A 21,068-nucleotide genomic window follows, 5' to 3' on the forward strand; every position below is an offset into this window, starting at 1 on the left:
GCAATCCGAAAGATTCCCCATGCAGAATCCGACAGCCCGGATGTCCGTGGATCGAAATTCTCCGGGTTCGCCCCGGATCCGGCCGACTGACAATATCGGGCAGGGCCGGGAAGCCCGCTCCATACCGCCGCTGCTTGCTGCTGTGACAGAGTTTACGACCCCGGTTGACGTTGAGGCGCGCGCGAGGGAATCCGCGGCAGCCCACTACCGCCATAACCGAACAGCACTTGCCAAAACGGCCTCTCATCTCTGGCGTGAACCCGCCAGTGCCGTCGATACGATCGAGGCACTGATCCGGAAAGGCATTGCCGGTGATCGGATTGCGGCAGCCATTGCCAATGATCCTGCGGCCTATGGTGCCCTGCGCGGCTCTGGTCGGCTGAGGGACAGGCTTCTGGCCGTTGGCCGCGAGCGAAAGACAGCATTGGAAGCCGTGCCGGATGTGCAGGCGAGTGTCCGCTCGCTGGGATCGGGCTGGGCCTCAGCCCTGAAGGCTGCAACAACAGCAATCGCCGCAGAGCGTCAGCAGATGGCAACCGCAATTCCCGGGTTGTCAGAAGAAGCCGGCGAAGAACTCCGTCGCATCACAACTGCGATGCAAAAGAAGACCGCGCGGCTTGACGTCCTCGTCGGTTCGCTCGAGCCGCATATTCGTCAGGAGTTTACAAGCGTCAGCCGCGCCCTTGATCTTAGATTCGGGCGCAACGCAATCCTGCGCGGCGACAGTGAAACCATCAGTCGCGTGCCTCCGGCACAACATTCCGTCTTTGAGGGGCTTCAGGACAAGTTGAAGATTTTGCAGCAACTAGTTCGCTTCCAAGAAAGCCAATGCGTCATGACAGAACGCAGGCAACGCAACATCAACCCGGAGCAGATTTTCTCGCGTTAAGTCGAAAGCGAGCCCCGACATTCGAGATTTTCTGTTAAAACGGTTGGGAAGTCTTCTAAGTTTGTCGACAGTTGCAAGATCTCTGGACAAGGCATTATAAATTCCAGAAAGCGAGAGACCAGCTTTGTCAGTCGTTCTCCATTTGATATAAAACCTAAGTTGCTCTCATTTTATCCAGATGTTGAGAACACAGTTGCTCTATTTGGGCGATGAGCAGGTTTGTCTGCTTCAGGAGCCAGAGCAGCGCTTCCTCAGTGATGTCAAAATGCGGCGAATAGCGCGCCTTCACATAAGCTTCGTTGACGATATTGAACCAGGCTTTGTAACGCTGTTGGTCCTGGGGCCAGGCTTTGGCAAGTTCGTTCTGCTGCCCTTCGGACAGTCGACGTAGAAATTTCAGATTGTGCGAGGCAGGTGAGTAATTCGTGGTGACCAGCAGAAAAGTTGAATAGGCTTGCTCGATCGCTTGGTGTAGCAAAAACGCCCCTTCTTTGAACCTGCCTTTCCCAAGATAGAACTCTGCACCTTCCGTAAAACTCTGTGCATGCGGTAGTCGATCATCGAAGTACTCCTTTGCAACCCGATAGGCATCATCGGGATTGGGAGTTCCCGGTTGCGCGAGCGGCTCGGGCTCGAGTTCGTAAAGCACGATGCCTTCCCGTCGGATGTCCGTAAAGAAATATCGCCCTTCCTTAATTCGTGTGTTTACCTCCCGGAGCGAGTGCACGATAAAGTTCACAGGTGTTTGTACATCGCGAAGCCGCATCAACCGGTCCTCCGCTTTATGCCAATATGTTTCGAATTCGGCCAATTTTCGGTTGTTGACGATAATCAACAGATCGAAATCTGAACGGTAGCCTTTGCCAGTGTGCGGTTCGTCAACCTGTGTGCCGCGTGCATATGATCCGAACAGAATAATTTTCAGAATCCGACCGCGTTTTTTAAACTCAGCTGAACCTTCTTTGAGTGCGTCGTCGAACTCCTCAAAAAGAATCTCTAAAACACGCTGCAACTCGTGCTGCTTGACGTGGGGCAGGTGATCGATACGGTCTTTCATTAGCACGGGGTGCACCTGTCAGTTTGAAATTCGGACGAACGATTTGCGTGTCGGTACAAGATGCAAAATTCAATGAGGGGGATCAACTAAACGATTGCAAAGTTTTGACAAAGATCCCTTCATAAACTATCTGGTCAACGCTCGTCTGTTTCCAGCTACTGATATGAATAGGCGCTAATTTTGAACTCCGTTAACAATTACTTTTTTCCAGCACTAGTGAGATGAGAATCTTTGCCGGTGGGAAAAGAGTTGGCTTCTTGATGGATGGCTCTCGTAGGTGCCGTTTTTTGCTGCCTGCAAGCATTTTCGGATCACTCGGTGAACGGGATTGCTCCTTTCAATCTTCGTTACATTGAGCGTTTTAGCTTTGATTTGCATTGCCTTGGTCCCAGTGCACGTGATCAGTAATGCCAATCCGTTGTGTTCTTCTACTGGCTAAGTCCGCCTCAAATCGATTCTATTGTCGCGGCTCATCTTTTTTGGTTGGCAGTAGCCTTACGGATCGCATAAGCAACGGGAAGCAGGTTCTGGGAGTGCTTGCAATTGTTGCAAGCCGTTTATGAGCCGATCCTGCATCAAGGAGGCCATGATGGCGAAGTGGGTGTACACGTTCGGCGACGGCAAGGCAGAAGGCGCGGCAAGCGACCGTAATCTTCTCGGCGGCAAGGGAGCGAACCTGGCAGAAATGAGCAGCCTTGGTCTGCCAGTGCCTCCTGGCTTTACCATTACGACCGAAGTCTGCACCTATTATTACGATCACGACCGGTCCTATCCATCCGAATTGAACGACCAGGTTCAGGCGGCGCTTGCCCATATCGCGAAGGTGACGGGGCGCAATTTCGGCGATGCCGAAAAGCCGCTTCTGGTTTCAGTGCGCTCCGGCGCCCGGGCTTCCATGCCGGGCATGATGGATACAGTGCTCAACCTTGGTCTTAACGACGAGACCGTGCAGGCCATTGCCCGCGAGGCGCGCGATGAGCGCTTTGCCTATGACAGCTACCGCCGTTTCATCCAGATGTATTCCGATGTCGTGCTGGGTGTCGACCACGGCTTTTTTGAAGAAATTCTCGAAGACAAGAAGGCCGATCTCGGTGTCGATGTCGATACGGCCCTGACGGCAGAAGACTGGAAGGATGTCATCGGTTCCTACAAGGCGAAGGTCGAGGAGGAACTCGGACAGCCTTTCCCGCAGGACCCGCGAGAACAACTTTGGGGCGCCATCGGCGCCGTCTTCTCGAGCTGGATGAATGCGCGCGCCATCACCTACCGGCGCCTGCATAACATTCCGGCGGCTTGGGGCACGGCGGTCAATGTGCAGGCCATGGTGTTCGGCAATATGGGCGAAACCTCTGCCACCGGCGTTGCGTTCACACGCAATCCTTCGACGGGCGAAAAGAAGCTTTACGGCGAGTTCCTCGTCAATGCGCAGGGTGAAGATGTGGTGGCCGGTATCCGCACGCCACAGAATATCACCGAAGAAGCGCGAATTGCTGCCGGTTCCGACAAGCCATCGCTTGAAAAGGTGATGCCAGAAGCCTTTGCCGAATTCCTCAAGGTCGCCGATCGGCTGGAACAGCATTATCGCGACATGCAGGATCTCGAATTCACCATCGAGCGCGGCAAATTGTGGATGCTCCAGACCCGCTCGGGCAAGCGCACCGCAAAGGCTGCGTTGAAAATGGCCGTGGAAATGGCAGGCGAAGGCCTTATCACGCAGGAAGAAGCGGTTCTGCGTGTCGATCCGGCAGCGCTCGACCAGCTTCTGCACCCGACCATCGACCCGCGCGCCGAGCGTCAGGTGATCGGTCAGGGACTGCCGGCATCGCCGGGGGCCGCGACGGGTGAAATCGTCTTCTCGTCGGAAGACGCCGAACAGGCAAAATCGGAAGGCCGCAAGGTCATTCTCGTTCGCATCGAAACCAGCCCGGAAGACATTCACGGCATGCATGCGGCGGAAGGCATTCTGACGACGCGCGGCGGCATGACCAGCCACGCGGCGGTTGTTGCTCGCGGCATGGGCAAGCCATGTGTTTCGGGTGCCGGGTCGCTTCGCGTGGATTATCGCAACGGCGTCATGCTTGCGGCGGGCCAGAGCTTCAAGAAGGGCGATGTGGTTACCGTCGATGGCGGCACCGGGCAGGTTCTCAAAGGTGCGGTCGCCATGTTGCAGCCGGAGCTTTCCGGAGATTTCGGCAAGCTGATGGAATGGGCTGACCGCACCCGCCGGATGAAAATTCGCGCCAATGCCGAGACACCGGCAGATGCCCGCACGGCGCGTTCCTTCGGCGCGGAGGGTATCGGGCTGTGCCGCACCGAGCACATGTTCTTCGAGGGAAGCCGCATCGTCGCCATGCGTGAGATGATTTTGGCTGACAATGAAGAAGGGCGGCGCGTAGCGCTGGCCAAGCTTCTGCCGATGCAGCGTTCGGACTTTGTCGAGCTTTTCGAGATCATGAAGGGCCTGCCTGTCACGATCCGCCTGCTCGACCCGCCATTGCACGAGTTCCTGCCGCATACGGATGAGGAAGTGGCAGAAGTTGCGCGGTCGATGGGCGTGGATAGCGCAAAGCTTCGCGAACGCGCCGACAGTCTGCATGAGTTTAACCCGATGCTGGGTCATCGCGGCTGCCGTCTGGCTGTATCCTACCCTGAAATCGCGGAAATGCAGGCGCGGGCGATTTTTGAAGCAGCCGTTGAGGCTGGCAAGAAAACGGGCGAGCCTGTCGTGCCGGAAGTGATGGTGCCGCTGGTCGGATTGAAAGCCGAGCTTGATTTCGTCAAGGCGCGCATCGATGCTGTTGCCCAGGATGTCATGAGCGAGGCGGGCATCAAGATCGACTATATGGTCGGCACGATGATCGAACTGCCGCGTGCCGCCCTGCGCGCAGCCGAAATCGCCGAAACCGCCGAGTTCTTTTCGTTCGGCACCAACGATTTGACGCAGACCACATTCGGCATTTCGCGCGACGATGCTTCATCCTTCCTGACGTCCTATCAGCAACGTGGCGTGATCGAACAGGATCCGTTCGTGTCGCTCGATCTGGAAGGCGTCGGTGAACTGGTCGAAATTGCTGCCGAGCGCGGACGAAAAACCCGCAACAATATCAAGCTCGGTATCTGCGGCGAGCATGGCGGCGATCCGGCGTCGATTGCCTTCTGCGAAAAGACAGGTCTCGACTATGTGTCCTGTTCGCCGTTCCGGGTGCCGATTGCCCGTCTTGCGGCTGCGCAGTCGGCTGTGCGCAAGGTTTGACAATACGCCACAATTTGGCTTAGCTGCCGGAGTAATGCCCCGGTGGCCAAGCAATTTTCAGAAAACGTAATCATGTTTCGTTGTATCGCCGCGGCTGGAGCCGCCATCCTCATCGCGACCAGCATGGCCAGCGCCTATGATATCTCGCCGCAGGAGCGCGCGCAGAACAAGGCCCGCCACGACACGATCAGGGTTGTCGAACCGCAATTGCATATTGCGCGCGGCGGTGCCGCGTCACCACAGGTGGCGTTGACGCTTGATGCCTGCATGGGCAAGACCGACCACCGTATACTCGACATGCTGGTTCAGAACCGGATTCCGGCAACGATCTTCGTGACGGGCCGATGGATAAAACAGAACCCAGCCGCCGTGGCGGTTCTCAAAGCCAATGCCGATCTTTTCGATATCGAAAATCATGGTGCGATGCATATTCCGGCCATCACCAATGAGCCCAGGATGTACGGGATCAAGACGGCGGGCTCGCTTGAGGCGGTCCAACTGGAGATCGACGCCGGTGCGACGGCAATCACGGATGCAGGAATGTCGAAGCCCGTCTGGTATCGCGATGCGACGGCCCGTTATTCGACCGATGCCGTCAAGCTGGCGGCAAGCATGGGCTACAAGATCGGCGGTTATTCATTGAATGGCGATCAGGGTGCCTCCCTGATGGCGCCTGCGGTCGAGCGCCGCATCGCCGCCGCCCTGGACGGTGACGTCATCATTTCGCATATCAACCAGCCGTCGCGTTCGGCGGGCGAGGGCGTGGTCAAAGGCGTGCTGGCCCTGAAAGCGAAGGGGATGAAATTCGTGCGTCTCAAGGAGGTCGAGACGACCATGACGCTCAACCCGGTCGCACCGCACAACCTTCACGCGGACGTTCCAAAGCAGGCGGCACCGAAATAGGCTGCATGACTGGCTCAGGCGCCGTTGACTTTTTCCTTCGGGGAAAGACTTTTCATGACGGCTGCATAGTTGCGGCCGAGGCTTTCGAAAACGGCATTCTCGCCGGTCGGCGGCTCGACTGACAATGTTGTGCCGTCATTGCGCAACGTGACGAATATGACCTGGTCCTCCGGTCGCCCGGCGATGGCAATTGCCCCGATACGTTGCGCTTCGCTGGTGTCCAGCGCCGGCATGTTGAACAGAACTTCACCGCCCACACGTTCGGCGGCTTTGGCAAGCGCGGAGTCGAAACCTTCGATCAGGACGTCGATGGCCCCAAGCGCGAACTCCAGTTCGACGGCTTCAAGCGTCATCATATCGTCTGGGGTTGTCCCGTCCGATAACGGGCTGCCATTTTGAAGGGCGCGATCCATTCCGTCCTCTCCGACGATTGCAATATCTGCCCCCATGTGCGCAATCATGCCTTCTGTTAGCGGTTGCTGCAATGCCTTTTTATTTGATTTACCTAGCTTTTTTTCACTTATTCTTAAAGCTGGTGATCTTTGCAGGCTAAGAACGCATCCCGAAAAGTGCAAAACTGTTTTCGGATATGATGCGCGTTGAACAAACAATTGCAGTCCTGATGAGCCGTAATCTGATTGAACTGCGCCCGGGGAGGGTGCTGCCCCTAATGCGATTTGCCTTGTCTATCAAGCACGCTAAACGTGTATTAGCTGTTGATTTCATAGATCGCTAAACATTGGGCCCGGTAGGTTTTGATCGCGGTCAATGCTCTTTCATCCCGAATCTTCGACGTTCTCCTCATCACAAGGGAATTGGTGTCGGAGGGCACATGAAACTGATCTGGAAAGCGGCGGTCGGCGGCGCGGGTGCGCTAGCCGCAGCCTGGCTCTTTGCGCTTTCAACGCCCCATTGGCTGACGGCCCGACAGGAAAGCGCCGTCGATGTCACCGACAAGGCTTTGATCCAAAAGGGCGAGTATGTTGCTCATGCGGGCGATTGCGCTGCCTGCCATACGGCACCGGGGGGCAAGGCTTTTGCGGGCGGGCTCGGCATGCAGACGCCGCTTGGCACGATTTACTCCACCAACATCACGCCGGACAGCAAAACCGGTATCGGCAGCTATAGCTATTTCGATTTCGAGCGTGCGGTGCGGCAAGGGGTGCGGCGGGATAATGTCCATCTTTATCCCGCAATGCCGTTCGTCTCCTATACGGTGGTGAATGATGAGGACATGAAAGCGCTTTATGCTTTCTTCATGTCGAAGGTGCAGTCGGTCCAGCAGGATAACCAGCCCAGCACCTTGCCATGGCCGACCAACATGCGCTGGCCGCTCGCCTACTGGCAGCTTATCTTTGGAAACTCGCGTCCGTTCGAAATTGCGGCCGATACCGATCCCGTGATCGCCCGCGGCGCCTATCTGGTCGAAGGGCTTGGCCATTGCGGAGCGTGTCATACGCCACGGGGTCTCGCCTATGAAGAAAAAGCGGTGAAAAACGATCCGAAAGGCAAGTTCCTCTCCGGTTCGGTTCTGGAAGGCTGGTATGCGAAAAACCTGCGCGATCAGGATACCGGTCTCTCGACATGGGCCGAAGACGAGATTGTCACCTTCCTCAAGACCGGACGTACCGATCGCACCGCGGCATTCGGCTCGATGGCCGATGTCGTGCAGCACTCGACCCAGCATCTTGCGGAAGACGATTTGCGGGCGATTGCCCGCTACCTGAAATCGCTGGCGCCAAGCGAAGGTCGTGCACGCGAATGGCAGCCGAAGGAAGACGTGACGACGGCTGCTCTCAAGGCGGGAGACTTCACTGCGCCGGGTGCCCTGTCCTATGTCGAGCAATGTTCGGTCTGTCATCGCATGGACGGTAAGGGCGCGCCGCGCATCTATCCCGCACTTGCCGGCAACTCGATCGTCTTTGCCGACGATCCAAGCTCGCTCATTCAGGTCACGCTGACCGGAGGCAGGACGCCGGACACGCCAGCGGACAGGATGGCCTTCACCATGCCGGGCTTTGCCGATCTTCCCAACTGGCAGGTCGCCGAAATCCTGAACTTCATTCGCAATGGCTGGGGCAACCACGGGGCCGCCATAACAGAACAGGACATCGCGCGCATGCGGCGTGAAATCGCTCACAAGCCCGTCCACTATGTTCCGGAGAACAAGCAATGAAAACCAGTACGATTATCGTTCTTGGTGTGGGGTTTGCCGCGGCAGTAACGGGCAGTGCTTTCCTTTTCAATCATCTGCGGCCTTCGCTGGACGCTCCGGCTCCCAAGGCCTATGCGGTACTCGACAAGGACAAGAACCAGGTCGGAACCTATGTCATTCCCCCGGACCGGGACATTCTAAAGCAGCCGAACGCGCCCGAAATCATGCATGGCAAGCGGTTGCTCAACGAAACGGCGCGGCTTCTGCCCGACAATGTCGGCAATGGCCTGAACTGCAACTCCTGCCACATGGGGCAGGGCAAGATGGACAATGTTGCATCCTATATCAACACCAGCAATTTCTATCCCGCCGTCATGCCCCGCGCGGGCAAGGAAGTCGATCTGGTGATGCGCATCAACGGCTGCTTCCAGCGTTCGATGAACGGCAAGCCGCTGCCGCCGGATGGTGCCGATATGAGGGCGATGGTCGCCTATATGGACTGGCTGCGGCAAGACGTGAAGAAGGGCACGAAGGTGGCGATACGCAATGCCGGGCCCATCGATGAAAGCCTTGTTCCCGATCCGGTCAATGGTGCGAGAATCTACGCTGCACAATGCTCCACCTGCCATGGTGCTGACGGAGAAGGCATGAAGGACCAGTCTGGCGATTATATCTTTCCGCCGCTATGGGGCGACGAAAGCTTCAATATCGGGGCCGGACTGGCCCGCACTTACAAGGCGGCGCAATTCGTCAAATATGCGATGCCGCCTGCCCAGAATTACAATCTGCCCATCGGGCAGGGCGGTGTGCTGACCGATCAGGAAGCTATCAACGTGTCGGAATATTTCACCCACATGCCGCGTCCTGATTTCGCCGGAAAGGTGAAGGACTGGCCGAATACGAAAAAGCCGAAAGACGCGCGCTATTAGAGCATTTCCAGCAAAAGTGCGAAGCGTCTACGCGGGGAAATCAGTTCACTGGACTGATTTCTTAACCCGCTTCGATGCGCAGGATAATGCGGCGAAACAAATAGTTAGGGCGGTTCCGGCAACTCTAGTTTTGACCGGACTCGCTCTAAACGGCGTCACCGAGGAAAAATCCCCCGCCATGCAATGCAGCAGGCGGGGCATCTGAATTTCCGCGTTGAGGTTTTGCCGAGCGAAAATCTCTCTGCTATTCATATTGCCTGAAAACACAGAGACAGGGCGCTCCCATGATTCCATTCAACGGGAAGCGGTCTGGGCCTTTTCCGGTTGAGACAGTTTTCCTGGGACTGCTGTCTGGGAGACCATATGAGAAAACTTCGCTACCAGCGGCGTCAGTCGCGCTCTGCGGTATGGTCGCTTCGGCTTGGCATTTTTGCAGTTGTTTTGCTTGCGATGGCATTTCTTCTGCACCGCTTCTGGAAGCTCGAGACGCCCGATCTGGTGCTGCTTGCCGGATTGAGTACCGCGCTCGCGGCACTGGCTCTGCTCTGCGCCGCAAAAGGCTTTCGCAATCTCTGGGTCAATGGCGACAAGGGCGGTGCGCGATCTTTCGGGGGCGGCCTGTTCGCTTTTGCCGTGTTGCTGCCGGTCGGGCTGGTGGCAGCACTGTGGTACACGTCCCCACCGCTCTACGACCTCTCGACCGACTTTGAGACGCCACCGCAATTTCCGCCCGACATGCCGTCACGCCTGCAATGGATGAACCCGCTGACGGTGGCGGTGAGCGGCGATGCGCTGACCCAGTTGACGGCCTATCCCGATGTGGTCGGACGCCGCTATGAAGCCGCCCCGGATCGTATCGCGCAAGGTGTCAGAACGGTTTTCAAGACATTCGGATGGCAGGTGATCGCGCATGATGCTCCCTCGCCGGAGCAGAGTGCAACGCGGTTTGTCGCAACGGCGCACAGTTTCATTCTGGGCCTCAAGAGCGATATCGTGATCCGGCTGCTCGATGAAGGCGAAACCACCTATGTGGATGTGCGTTCGCTGTCGCGTTATGGCAAACGCGACATGGGGCAGAATGCGGCCTTCATCACCGATTTTCTGGGCGCGCTGGAAGGTGAAGTCAACAAGGCTCCAGCCGACGTGGAATGATCAGCCGCGAATATAGATACTGTCGAGCGATGGGTGGTCGTCGGTCTTCACCTCTCCGCGTCCGACCAGATCTTCCAGATGCGCCAGCACGGACAGTGCTGCGGCACCATGCAGTCGCGGATCGGTATCGCGATAGATGGCCTTCACCATGTCGCCGATCGTCCTGTCGCCTTGCAGGACGCGCTCGAAGATGGCCCGTTCGCGCATCTTGCGATGCGCACGCAGGCCGCGAACGAAAGCAGCAGGCTTGGTGACGGCCCCGCCATGGCCCGGCAGATAGACCTTGTCATCGCGTGCCAGCAGTTTTTCCAGCGAGACCATGTAATCGCTCATGGAGCCGTCCGGTGGTGCAACAATGGACGTCGCCCAGGCCATGACATGATCGGCGGAAAAGAGAACGCCGGTATTCTTCAGGCCGAACGCCATGTGATTTGCGGCATGTCCGGGGGTATGAATGCCTTCGAGAGCCCAGCCGTCGCCTTCGATCGTGCCTCCGTCTGCCAGTGCGATATCTGGAATGAAGTCCGTATCGGCGCTTGCTTCGAGCATGTTCACTTCGCCCGCATAATAGGGGCGGGCGGGGCGATGCGCTCCCTCGGCCACGGTGCGCGCGCCAAGGCTTTCCTTCAGCCGCTGCGCGAGAGGCGAGTGGTCGCGGTGGGTATGGCTGACGAAGATGTGGCTGACCGGGCGACCGGCAATGGCGGCGATCAGGGCGTTATAATGCGCGTCATTATCCGGGCCGGGGTCGATGACAGCCAGCGTATCGGTGCCAATGATATAGCTGTTGGTGCCGTGAAAGGTGAAAGCGCTCGGATTATTGACGGTGAGGCGCAAAATGCCTTTACCCAGTTCAACCGGTTCCCCATATTGGGGCGTGAAACTGCTGTCGAAAACAAGCGCCATGGAAGCGGCTTTCCATTCTTCTTTGGTTTGATTGATGAAACGGCATAGGCCTTATATAGTCGGGTTGCAAACGTGAACAGTCACGTGCGCCGAAATCGCGTCAGGGGTCGGTTCCGGGGAGTTTTCATTCCGGTATCTGCCGCCGCGTCAAAAGTGGAGTTGGATATGCCTCATAGAGTAAAGCCTCGCGTCGCCACCGCCTCTCTCGCTGCAGAATACCTGCCCACCAGTCAACTGGCCCGCGCTTTCTGGTTTGTCGGCCTTGCACTGATCGGAACGGCCGTTCTCACGATCTCCGCCAAGATCAAGGTCGATCTGGTCTACGTCAATGTGACGATGCAGACCTTCGCTCTTTTTGCGATTTCGGCTCTTTACGGATCGCGGCTCGCCATGGCGACGGTTGCGCTTTATCTGCTTGAAGGCGTCCTTGGCATGCCTGTCTTCACCGGCACGCCGGAAAAGGGCATCGGCCTTGCCTATATGGTCGGCCCGACGGGCGGCTACCTCCTGTCTTATCTTGCTGCGGCCTGGATCGTCGGACGCGCCGCCGACAAGGGGCTGGCGCGCAATCCCTTCGCCCTCGGCGGTGCTATGCTGCTCGCGGAAGCCGTCATCCTGCTGATGGGCGCTGGCTGGATGGCCTATCTCTTCGGTCTGGAAAAGGCCATTGCCTTCGGCTTCGGCGCATTTATCGTTGGCGACCTTGTGAAGCTGGCGCTCGCTGCGTGCGGCGTGCCTGCGATGATGTCGCTTCTGAAGCGCTGAAATTTACAGTTCTTCGCATGATGAAAGCCGGGCGATTCGCCCGGCTTTTTCTTGTTTCGGTTGAAACTGCTTCGCGATTGACAGAGACCTCTTCAACAAGCTTTGTCGTTATAGGAATCTGTTTTATGTGGAGGATGACTTGCGCGTCGAAACTCTGGTGGTCGAACCGCTGACGAAAGAGGCTTTTGCGCCATTTGGCGATGTGATCGAGACGGAGGGAGCGGAGCTTCGCCTGATCAACAATGGCACAACGGAGCGCTACCATGATCTCGCCCGTGTCGAAGCCGCTGGCAGCGAGGCCCGGGTGCTCGTCAATATTTTCAGGGGACAATCGTTCGAAGCGCCCATCGATATCGTCATGATGGAACGCCATCCGTTCGGTTCGCAGGCATTCATTCCGTTGAACGGCAGACCGTTCCTCGTAGTAGTCGCCGAAGATGCTAGCGGCAAGCCCGCCCGTCCGCGTGTGTTTCTGGCGCGTGGTGACCAGGGCGTCAATTATCTGCGCAATGCGTGGCACCACCCGCTGCTGGCGCTGGAGCAGAAATCCGATTTTCTGGTTGTCGACAGGGCAGGCAAGGAGGACAATCTGCAAGAGTTTTTCTTCTCCGATGCCATCTATTGCATCGAAACGATCAAACCTGCCTGAGCATATTGAGGTAGACTTATGGGTAAACTTTCCACGCATGTTCTCGACACCGCCCATGGCAGCCCCGCAGCCGCCATGCGCATCGAGCTTTATCGGATAGCCGCCAACGGCGCGTCCGAACTCATCAAGCGCACGGTGACCAATCTCGACGGCCGCACGGATGCGCCGCTGCTCTCGGGCGACGAAATGCGGACCGGCACTTATGAATTGCAGTTCCATGTGGCCGAATATTTCGAGGGGCGCGGTGCGGAGCTGGCCAATCCGCCGTTTCTCGATCTTATTCCGATCCGCTTCGCAATTGCGGATGTCGACGGCCATTACCATGTGCCGTTGCTTGTCAGCCCCTGGTCCTACTCCACCTATCGGGGAAGCTGATCGGACTTATCCCCTCCGCCCATGACAGAAATAGACTCCTCGCATCATTCATCGCGAGGAGTTTTTCATGGACCAAACCCCCAATCTGAAATTGCCCTATATCCTGCCCAGCCAGGCGCAGAAGCATGTCACCCACAACGAGGCATTGCGGTTGCTCGATGCCGTGGTGCATCTGAGCGTCAGGTCGCGTAGCCGGACCGACGCGCCGGAAACCCCTGCCGGCGGAGACCGTTATCTGGTCGCCGCGCCCGCTTTGGGAAACTGGGCCGGCAAAGAGGGGATGATTGCCTCCTTCATCGATGGCGGATGGCTGTTTGTTGCGCCCGCTGTCGGCTGGCAGGTCTATGTCGAGGACGAAGCGCAACTGCTCGTCTTCGACGGTGCGCTCTGGAAGGGCGTTTCATCGGTCCCTGACAACCTGTCGCTCTCCATGCTCGGTGTTCAAGCGACGGCCGATGCGGTCAACCGGCTCGCGGTTTCGTCCGATGCCAGCCTGTTCAACAATGCAGGTGCGGGGCATGAGGTAAAGGTGAACAAGCAGGCGATGACGGATACGGCGAGCCTTCTCTACCAGACGAACTGGACCGGTTTTGCAGAAATGGGGCTGAACGGCAGCAACGATTTCAGCGTAAAGGTCAGCAGCGACGGCGGGCAATGGCAGGAGGCAATCAAGATCGATCATGCCACAGGCAATGTCGCCATAGGCTCGGTCTGGCCGCAGACAAAACTTCATGTTGATGGTCCCATCCGTCCCGCTCCTATACTGCCGCGGCGCTGCCTCCTGCCGGAAACAATGGCGCCGGTGCGCTGGTCTTTGTAACGCCCCCCCCCGTCCGGCGCGGAAATGGCCTATTCGGATGGCACGAACTGGAGAAGCATTCGTAGCGGTACGATAATTGCCTAGGGCATTTTGCAGTCTGCCGGAATTATCTGGCGTCGTACAAATGCGGTAAATCAAAGCGATGGAGCGGAAGGGCGAACCTGTGCGAGCGCGTCCGCTCTGGCGGTCTCCCGAAAGCGGCAACCGGTTTGGCGCAGGGACATGCGGGAACCACGAGGCGGAACGCGGCCCCAATTTGGCCAAAAGATGTTTGTTAAGCGCCTGAAACGGCAATTGATATAGTCCTGCCCGAGGACTCATGATAACGGTGGCGAGAAATTTGAATGCTTCGCAGCTACGACGTGCGGCAAGCCGCGAAGGGATTGACTAAATTTTAGTCCCCAATCGTAGTATGAATAGCCTTATGGCGCTGGAATCGTTCCGGTATTTCTCTCCGTGGGAGAGCGGGATTACACGCGTATGAGTTTGAAATATCCATGGCAGAGACTGGCGCTTTTGCCCCGCGCCAGCAAACAGATTATCCTGATGCTGAGCGACTGCGCTCTGCTGTTGCTGAGTGCCTATATCGCGTTCGTCATCCGGCTCGGCTTCGTTTTCGTGCCGAACGAGGGACAAACGTTCCTGATTTTCATCGCGCCCGTTCTGGCAATTCCGGTCTTTATTCGCTTCGGCCTCTACCGCGCCATTATCCGCTATCTGGCGGAACGTGCGATCTGGCCGATTTTTCAGGCCACGGCCATTGCCTCGCTGTTCTGGGTTGCGCTGGTGTTCCTGATGGAACTCTACGGCAGCACGGGCCTGCCGCGCTCGGTTCCGCTGCTCTATTGGCTTTTGAGCACCGTTTTCATCTCGGCCAGCCGGTTCGGTGCGAAATGGCTTTTGCGAAGCGCTGAATCCGACAAACGTTATACGAGTTCCGCATTGATCATTGGCGTGGGCGAACCCGCGCGCCAGCTCGCAACCGCGCTTCGCAGCCATAGCGACACATTGGTTGTTGGCTTTGTCGATCCTGATGGCCAGCTCAACGGCATGGATATCGTGGGACTGCGTGTCTACGGTGTGGAAGACATTCCCGCCCTGATCGAAAACTACGGCATCAAACAGGTGGTCGTATCGGAACCGGGGCTGGAACAGAAGCAGCGTCAGGATTTTGCGCGGCTTCTTGGGCGCCTCCCAGTCAATACGCGCATTCTTCCGCCGATTGCCGATCTGACGGCAGGCAAATATCTGGTCAGCTCGCTGCGCAATGTTGAAATCGACGACCTGCTCGGACGCTCGCCGGTGCCGCCGGACGCGGCCCTGTTGCGTGAAGTGGTCGAGGGGAGGCGCATCATGGTGACGGGGGCCGGCGGATCGATCGGCAGCCAGCTTTGCCGCACCATTGCGCAATGGAACCCCGCCTCCATCGTCCTTTTCGAATCAAGCGAGTTCGCGCTTTACAACATCGACAGGCAACTGAGACAGATAGCCGGTTGCGAGATCGTGCCGATTCTCGGTACGGTGAGCAGCCGCGAATGCGTCGAGAAGGCCATTCGCGACCACAATGTCGATACGGTCTATCACTGCGCAGCCTACAAGCACGTGCCGCTTGTCGAAAAGAACCCGTTGGTCGGCATCTTCAACAATGTTTTCGGCACGCTGGAAGTGGCCCAGGCGGCTCTTGAGACCGACGTCGAACGCATGGTCCTCATCTCGTCCGACAAGGCAGTGCGGCCAACCAATGTGATGGGTGCAACCAAGCGCTGGGCCGAACTGGTCGTATATTATTGCGGTATGCTCGCCGAGCAGTCGGGAAAGAGGAAGGCGTTCTATTCGGTGCGTTTCGGCAATGTGCTCGGATCGAACGGTTCGGTCGTTCCGCTTTTCCGCGAGCAGATTGCCAGTGGCGGTCCGATTACACTGACCCATGACGACATGACTCGCTATTTCATGTCGATCAAGGAAGCCGCCGAGCTTATCGTGCAGTCCGGTGGCATCGCCGCATCCGGCGACACGGTTCTGCTGGAGATGGGCGAACCGGTCAGGATTCGCGATCTGGCAGAGAACATGATCCTGCTGGCAGGGTTGACCGTTCGTAATGAAGAGAACCCGCATGGCGATATTGCCATCGAGGTGACGGGAATTCGCGAAGGCGAGAAGATGTACGAGGAACTCTTCTACGATCCGTCACTGGCACAGCCGACGCGCCATCCAAAGATCATGCGCGCGCCGAAAGGCAACAAGGCAGCCGTGGATGTTCCAGCCAGCCTTGCCGCATTGCGCATTGCGATGGAAAGCGGCGATGTCGATGCGGTCCGCAAGGTTCTGTTCGACGTTATAACTTCCTGAAGCGACCTCGGAAATCCAGCAGCAGTACCAGCGTCGCGACGACTGCCACGAGCGGGAAGGCGACCTGCGTGATTGTGTTGTCGAGAGCGAGCAACGCAATGGCGCAGGCGATGAGAACCAGATTAAGCAGCGCCACATGACCGACGACCTTCAGCACGCTCCAGCCCGAGCGCTTCGCTGTCTGGTAAGCATGCTTGGAATGCGCCTTCAGGATATTCTCGCCATGGCTCAACCGCATCACGATGGTCGTGCCTGCGTCGAGAATATAATAAAGCGGCAGGATCAGCGCGACGACGATATGCGTTTCGCGCGCAAGCAGGATCAGCGCCGTGCCTGTAATCAACCCAAGCGGCAGGCTTCCTGAATCACCCAGAAAAATCGTGGCTGGCGGGCGGTTGAACAGCGCGAACCCCAGAATTCCGCCCGCCGCGATAATTGCGATGCCGCCGCTCTCCAGCCCGGCGAGACCAAGGGCGGCCAAAATGCCGATTCCAGCCAGCGGAATCCCTATGCCCGCGGCGGTCATCAGGTCGAGACCATCCATGAAGTTGGTCACATTGATCGCTACCATGAGCGCAATGACGATGAGCGCAGTCTCCAGCCAATGCGGCAAAAGCTCCGGCAACAGCCGGAAATCCGGTCCCAGACCGTAAACAACGAGCCCGGCAGCGATGAACTGCGACCCCAGCCGGACAATTTCCGAGAGCTCGTAGCGGTCATCCAGCCCTCCGACGATCCAGAGCAATAGCGAGGCTCCCGAAAGACAGAGCGACAGTTGAGCGCTGACTTCCAGATCCGGGGCGAAGATCAGCAACGTCGCAATGATTGCAGGAATGAGCGCCAGCCCGCCGATCTGTCGGGCCACTGTGGTATGGTTGGAACGCGAACTCATGCGGGCCGCAAGAAAGCGCTCGGGCAAGAGCCGGTTCAGCAGATAGAGACCGATGCCGCACAAGGCAGCGCTCACGAGAAATGAGATCAACAGAAACAGCATAGTGAACACCGAGAACACAGTTTTCATAGGAAGTAGCAGCTTTGAAGCGGGACGCAAATCGACGGTTTCGCTTTATGTGACGGCCAGTGGTCCTGGAGCACGTCTCCCGAAAGTGGAAACCGGTTTCGGGATAACGACATGCTTGAAAACTGGAGTTTGAAGCATGCAACTTGAATAGGATAAAGCGCGGTATGCTCTGGTGTTGAAAATTTTCTTCACGGGGGCTGTAGGCTTGCTCGGGATTTCGTGATTAGGCGATTGCGCTCCGGTTTCGAAGCGGCTATAAGGCCGCGCAACCGATTGCTTCGGTTTGATTTGTTGGGGCGTAGCCAAGCGGTAAGGCAGCGGTTTTTGGTACCGCCATTCCCTGGTTCGAATCCAGGCGCCCCAGCCAGACGTGAATAGATCAACTTGGATATTGTTGATTCTTCTTTATGTTCCATCACGTGCGAAGCCGCGCTTTTTCCCACGAATTTGCGCGCGATCATGAACTGGGACAGATAGTCGTGCTGGACTTGCTTTAAAAAAGTAGAGAGGCATTTTTCCGCTAGGCGGTTATTCTTTCGGCTGGGCTTGGCTCAGATAGTCGAGTGAAGAATGACGGCGCATGGGATTGTAGAACCCTCAATATATCGGGCAATAGCCATTTCTGCATCGCGCGTTGTTTGAAATAACGTCCTCCATATGAGCTCTGATTTCAAGGTCTTGAACAACTTTTCGACCATGGCATAGTCGTAGCAATTTCCCTTTCCAGGCATTCGTGATGTCGTTCACCTTCAACTGCGCCTCGTAGTCAAGGGAACAATATTGACTACGCGGTCTGAATGATGGATCAGGCCCATTGACGGTCGCCGCATTGTTCTAGCCTTTTCGAGAGCTCGAAGAGCCAGGCTACGATGCAAGCGATCATTGACGGACCATCCGACGACACGGCGTGCGAGGAGGTCAATGACGACCGCAAGATACAGCCATCCCTATCGCGTCCGAATATACGAGATGCCAGCATCCCGTTTTTGATTAGGACCTGTTGCGGCAAAATCCTGCCGATGATGTTGGGTGCAACCCGAAAAGCATGATGGCTGTCCGTGGTTTTCCTGAACCGGCGCTTCTGACGCGCGTGCATTCCATTCTCACGCATCAGCAGGGCAATCCGCCGACGGCCGACAGCAAAACCTAGATCCTGCAACTCCCTTGCCATACAGGAGCTGCCATAGGGTTCATTCGAGAGAGCCTAGGCTGCGCGCATATGCGCCAGCATGACCATATCATCGGGCTGGAGGCGGCTGGCCGGCCGTCCCTTCCAGGCAAAATAGCCGCTGGCCGACAGCGAAAGAGGGTGTAGCGCACCTGACGCAGGCGCAGCTTTCCATGCTCGGTGAGGGGATCGATTGGCGACGCCCGGCGTGGACGTCCGCTCCCGGCCGAACGGGATAAAAGCTATATTTGCGGGAGCATCCGAGGCTTAAAGCTGGCGCGTCAGAGGCAAATCGGCTAGATTTGCGGGTTTGGAAACAGCGCCGCTGGATAGTCAGGACGAGCTCACTGCTTTGCGCGCACTCGTCGCGGAACAGGCGGCTAAACTTGAGAGCAAGGAAGCCGAGGTCATCAAGCGAGATTCCATAATCGGGCTTCTTCGCGCGCAACTGGAGCTTCTCCGACATCGGCAGTGTGGCGCGTCATCGGAAAAGATCGACCGGAAGTCGAGCAATTCGAGCTGATGCTGGAGGAGACCGGCCTCCCGGGCCGACGCTGAACTGCGCTCCGGGAAAATTCCTCTGCCGGAGTTGGACGACGTATCCGAGAAGCCGAAGCGCAAGCCTCTACCCGATGATCTCGCCACCGACGAACTGGTCTATGCGGCTCCCTGCAATTGCCCCGCCTGCGGTGTCTCTCGTTCCTGAAGGCGGCCGACTAAGTGATCCAGGTGCTGGAGCACGTGACGGCGTCGGTCAAGATTGTCCGGCATGTCGAGAAGCGCATGATCTGCAGGGAATGCGATACGACAGTGGCTGGCGAGATGCCGATCTTTCCGATCGAGCGCGGCAAACCTGGGCCGGCACTGCTCGCCCATATCATGATCGCCAAATTCGACGGTCACATTCCCCTCCGCCGCCCGTCAGTGACGTACGCCCGGTTGGGGACAGACATCTCCCGATCCGTAATGGCCGACTGGGTCGGCCGGGTATCTGCATTGCTGACACCACCTGTCGTGTTAATCAGGGTCCCGCCTATCGGCGCTCCATTGCGATAACCCTTTGAAATGCTTCAATATGGTCTTCGGCCACGTCTAACCATGTCCTCCTCCGCATATCATCATACAGGGGACGTTGGAGTTCAATCAGTTCCTTCCGATGATCCAGCCCAAATTCAATCTTGGAAGCTATGTCGTCGATAGAATAGGGGTTGAACAGCATCGTGTCTGCCAAGTCGCCCTTGATGACATCTGTCACTTGGGGGATGCGGCTCATCAAACTTGGGGTTCCCACAGACATACCTTCAGCGAAAGTAAAGGGAAAGCCACCTTCATAAAGCGAAGGGTTGACTGAGAGACGGGCCTTTGCATAGAGAGCCGCAAGAACTTCATCGCTGGCATCGTATGCAGTGATGATATCGCGTGTCAGACGTTTCTTTTTAATGTATTCTAGAACTTCCGGCGCATGTTCCCAGCTACCAGTCATAATCAGCTTGATGTATTTGTGCCGCTTTCGAAGAACGATTTCGAATGCTTTTACCAAGTTCATAATATTCTTGTTTGGGCGGAACTGGCTTGCGTAGAAAATGAACTGGGTGTCCGAAAAATCAAATGTACTCAAATAGGGATCGTCAGACCACTTAGCGTTTCTGTGGCCGTGGATGAGATTAGTAGTAAATTTGTTTTTCGCCATCTCGTCATCAAGAGTGCCGATAACGGTGACAAACTTTGAAAGGTTGATCGGAGCGTGTGGAATGACATGGATGCTGTTCTGATCTACGTCAAATCGTTTGCTCAGCGCGCCATGCCCTACAGCTTCACTGTAAGACGTAAAATGCTTTCCAGCTTTAATGGCCTTGCTGGCCCGCTTGAACACAGCAACCGAACCGGCCAGCTCCAACGCAAATGCAGTTGGAAACTCGCTAATCAGCATATCCGGGAATGCCTGAACAGTAGGTGCATTGATGCTGCTGAACTCTGGCCAGAATACAGTTGGAGAGAACCATATATCGATATCCTTGCGAGAATTCGCAATGGAAATCATATGTTGGGTTTCATTCTTGAAAATTCGATCATAGACCGTGAACCTCAAGGGCGGACGATGCCTTAGAGGCATACGTGACCGTACCATCCCATAAAGTCGACTGAATTTTGAACGTGCTCGTTTCAGGGCAGGCACGCGAGCAAATAGGATGGGGATCAAAGTCAGAGACGCGATCGCAATGGCAGCAATGTAAAGTGGAGCGATCAACACGCCCGCGACGGTAAGCGCAAGGAGCGTCAGAAGAAATAGAAATGGATTGCGTACCGAAAGCGCAATTGCCAATGCTACTTCTACCGAGTGGATAGCTTGCGCGGCAGTACGCTTAACGAAGCGAAAAATCTTGGTCTTGAGACCGATACGTTCCTCTTTTTTCCTGCTCTTCTTCGATAACTTGTTTCGAAGTGTGACCAATGCTGGGACGTGTTGGGGGGCAAGTATCGTCAGATGTGGCGTGCGTACGTCCGAGAATAGTTCCTCAACGTCCTTTCGAAGCCAAGACGGACAAAGAAGCGCTACCTCAGTCCCATCATTCTTCAAAAGTCCTTTGGTCAATTCACGCAAAAGCCTTCCCAAGCCTTGGTTGGAAAGCTCAGAATTTGGATGGTAAGCTATAAAAATACCAATCTTCATAGTGGT

At 56.6% G+C, this 21,068-nt stretch carries 15 protein-coding genes, 1 tRNA gene and 3 pseudogenes; 13 read left to right on the forward strand and 6 right to left on the reverse strand.

Features of this window, described 5'->3' with window-relative positions; all coding sequences use genetic code 11:
- Positions 1 to 889 (forward strand): BID domain-containing protein (locus tag ACOWVS_RS02915; protein WP_420972954.1); only part of this gene is annotated, 889 nt, incomplete at its 5' end.
- Positions 890 to 1,043: 154 nt separating this feature from the next.
- Here the strand turns inward: ACOWVS_RS02915 and ACOWVS_RS02920 are convergent.
- Positions 1,044 to 1,946: a nucleotidyltransferase and HEPN domain-containing protein gene (locus ACOWVS_RS02920; RefSeq protein WP_025091640.1), complete on the reverse strand. Its 903-nt coding sequence runs from the start codon at positions 1,944 to 1,946 to the stop codon at positions 1,044 to 1,046.
- 589 nt (positions 1,947 to 2,535) lie between these two features.
- On the opposite strand from ACOWVS_RS02920, the gene ppdK reads away from it, so the two are divergent.
- Together ppdK and ACOWVS_RS02930 are read left to right on the forward strand one after the other, a co-directional pair.
- Positions 2,536 to 5,199, forward strand: coding sequence for a pyruvate, phosphate dikinase (gene ppdK / locus ACOWVS_RS02925; RefSeq protein WP_025091641.1), 2,664 nt, complete (start codon positions 2,536 to 2,538; stop codon positions 5,197 to 5,199).
- A 72-nt stretch (positions 5,200 to 5,271) separates the two neighbouring features.
- Positions 5,272 to 6,102 (forward strand): polysaccharide deacetylase family protein, encoded by an 831-nt coding sequence (locus ACOWVS_RS02930; RefSeq protein ID WP_031352989.1) that lies wholly within the window; start codon positions 5,272 to 5,274, stop codon positions 6,100 to 6,102.
- Positions 6,103 to 6,116: 14 nt separating this feature from the next.
- Here ACOWVS_RS02930 and ACOWVS_RS02935 read toward each other — a convergent pair whose 3' ends face one another.
- The gene (locus ACOWVS_RS02935) at positions 6,117 to 6,515 is read right to left on the reverse strand and encodes a hypothetical protein (RefSeq protein WP_075041586.1); all 399 of its coding nucleotides are present in this window, start codon (positions 6,513 to 6,515) and stop codon (positions 6,117 to 6,119) included.
- Positions 6,516 to 6,934: 419 nt separating this feature from the next.
- Between ACOWVS_RS02935 and ACOWVS_RS02940 the strand changes: the two genes are divergently transcribed.
- The 3 genes from ACOWVS_RS02940 to ACOWVS_RS02950 all read left to right on the forward strand — a co-directional run bounded on the left by ACOWVS_RS02940 (position 6,935) and on the right by ACOWVS_RS02950 (position 10,338).
- Complete coding sequence (locus tag ACOWVS_RS02940) at positions 6,935 to 8,278, forward strand: c-type cytochrome (protein WP_075041587.1); 1,344 nt, start codon at positions 6,935 to 6,937, stop codon at positions 8,276 to 8,278.
- Complete coding sequence (locus ACOWVS_RS02945) at positions 8,275 to 9,186, forward strand: c-type cytochrome (protein WP_075041588.1); 912 nt, start codon at positions 8,275 to 8,277, stop codon at positions 9,184 to 9,186. Before ACOWVS_RS02940 ends, ACOWVS_RS02945 begins: the two co-directional genes overlap by 4 nt.
- 363 nt (positions 9,187 to 9,549) lie before the next feature.
- Positions 9,550 to 10,338: a DUF1499 domain-containing protein gene (locus ACOWVS_RS02950; RefSeq protein ID WP_039852338.1), complete on the forward strand. Its 789-nt coding sequence runs from the start codon at positions 9,550 to 9,552 to the stop codon at positions 10,336 to 10,338.
- On the opposite strand, the gene ACOWVS_RS02955 is transcribed toward ACOWVS_RS02950, so the two are convergent.
- A complete protein-coding gene (locus ACOWVS_RS02955) occupies positions 10,339 to 11,244 on the reverse strand; it encodes an MBL fold metallo-hydrolase (RefSeq protein WP_075041590.1) in 906 nt (301 codons plus the stop codon).
- 165 nt (positions 11,245 to 11,409) lie between these two features.
- Here ACOWVS_RS02955 and ACOWVS_RS02960 point away from each other — a divergent pair, with 165 nt between their 5' ends.
- The 5 genes and pseudogenes from ACOWVS_RS02960 to ACOWVS_RS02980 all read left to right on the forward strand — a co-directional run bounded on the left by ACOWVS_RS02960 (position 11,410) and on the right by ACOWVS_RS02980 (position 16,202).
- Positions 11,410 to 12,009: a biotin transporter BioY gene (locus tag ACOWVS_RS02960; protein WP_075041591.1), complete on the forward strand. Its 600-nt coding sequence runs from the start codon at positions 11,410 to 11,412 to the stop codon at positions 12,007 to 12,009.
- A 139-nt stretch (positions 12,010 to 12,148) separates the two neighbouring features.
- A complete protein-coding gene (locus tag ACOWVS_RS02965; protein ID WP_075041592.1) occupies positions 12,149 to 12,658 on the forward strand; it encodes an ureidoglycolate lyase in 510 nt (169 codons plus the stop codon).
- An 18-nt stretch (positions 12,659 to 12,676) separates the two neighbouring features.
- Positions 12,677 to 13,033: a hydroxyisourate hydrolase gene (gene uraH / locus ACOWVS_RS02970; RefSeq protein ID WP_006466277.1), complete on the forward strand. Its 357-nt coding sequence runs from the start codon at positions 12,677 to 12,679 to the stop codon at positions 13,031 to 13,033.
- A gap of 67 nt (positions 13,034 to 13,100) precedes the next feature.
- A pseudogene (locus ACOWVS_RS02975) lies at positions 13,101 to 13,937 on the forward strand (DUF2793 domain-containing protein).
- 396 nt (positions 13,938 to 14,333) lie between these two features.
- On the forward strand, positions 14,334 to 16,202 hold the full coding sequence (locus ACOWVS_RS02980) for a polysaccharide biosynthesis protein (RefSeq protein ID WP_039852347.1): 1,869 nt from the start codon (positions 14,334 to 14,336) through the stop codon (positions 16,200 to 16,202).
- Here ACOWVS_RS02980 and ACOWVS_RS02985 read toward each other — a convergent pair.
- Positions 16,189 to 17,196 (reverse strand): MraY family glycosyltransferase, encoded by a 1,008-nt coding sequence (locus ACOWVS_RS02985; protein WP_039852350.1) that lies wholly within the window; start codon positions 17,194 to 17,196, stop codon positions 16,189 to 16,191. The genes ACOWVS_RS02980 and ACOWVS_RS02985 overlap by 14 nt on opposite strands.
- Positions 17,197 to 17,515: 319 nt before the next feature.
- Between ACOWVS_RS02985 and ACOWVS_RS02990 the strand changes: the two genes are divergently transcribed.
- A tRNA-Gln gene (locus ACOWVS_RS02990) sits at positions 17,516 to 17,590 on the forward strand.
- 161 nt (positions 17,591 to 17,751) lie between these two features.
- Here the strand turns inward: ACOWVS_RS02990 and ACOWVS_RS02995 are convergent.
- Positions 17,752 to 18,568: pseudogene (locus ACOWVS_RS02995) on the reverse strand (IS3 family transposase); the annotation flags it as partial.
- Between the two features lie 133 nt (positions 18,569 to 18,701).
- Here ACOWVS_RS02995 and ACOWVS_RS03000 point away from each other — a divergent pair.
- Positions 18,702 to 19,417, forward strand: a pseudogene (locus ACOWVS_RS03000) (IS66 family transposase); the annotation flags it as partial.
- Between the two features lie 7 nt (positions 19,418 to 19,424).
- Here the strand turns inward: ACOWVS_RS03000 and ACOWVS_RS03005 are convergent.
- Positions 19,425 to 21,062, reverse strand: coding sequence for a glycosyltransferase (locus tag ACOWVS_RS03005; protein WP_075041594.1), 1,638 nt, complete (start codon positions 21,060 to 21,062; stop codon positions 19,425 to 19,427).
- Positions 21,063 to 21,068 lie beyond the last annotated feature (6 nt).

Origin of the sequence: Brucella sp. IR068 (genome assembly GCF_049065885.1) — a bacterium.
GTDB lineage: Bacteria > Pseudomonadota > Alphaproteobacteria > Rhizobiales > Rhizobiaceae > Brucella > Brucella intermedia.